Origin of the sequence: Halomonas sp. ND22Bw (assembly GCF_003011945.1) — a bacterium.
GTDB lineage: Bacteria > Pseudomonadota > Gammaproteobacteria > Pseudomonadales > Halomonadaceae > Halomonas > Halomonas halophila.
The window spans coordinates 1-425 of the sequence record NZ_PXWD01000208.1 but is presented as its reverse complement, the minus strand read 5'-3'; the positions used below and the strand labels follow the sequence as shown (position 1 = coordinate 425).

The following is a 425-nucleotide window of genomic DNA, read 5'->3' as shown; positions in this document are numbered from 1 at the left end:
CCGCTATCATCACCCACCAGTGCGTCCCCAAGTTTGGCTTTGGCTACAAGCTGACTCTCCACAGACTGCGCCGTCAGAAGGTGATGGTTCCGATCAAGATGTGTGAGGACGGCGGAGAGGCTGTCGACTGGAAAGGGCTGTCGGCTCTGGGAAGAGAACTTCTCGACGCGGCGCGGCTGCGTGCGCGATCGAGCCGGGGGTCGTCGCTTCCGGGCGCAGAAGCTCCACCCGACCTCTCATTTGTACCCATGCTGGTCACGGACGTGTTCGACTCAATGACCGCGTCATCGGCATGGTATGACAAGGTCCACATCAAGCCCGGACCGGGCAGGAATATCTACCTTAGTCAAACCCAGTCATCGAACGGCGTTCAAGGCATTGTGGGCGAGCAAGGCCAGAAACCTGAGCCAGGCAACTGCATCACA

At 59.3% G+C, this 425-nt stretch carries 1 protein-coding gene; it reads left to right on the top strand.

The annotated features are described in order from the left end of the window. A partial coding sequence (locus tag CVH10_RS25750) for a hypothetical protein (protein WP_219924767.1) occupies positions 1–425 on the top strand: 425 nt, incomplete at both ends.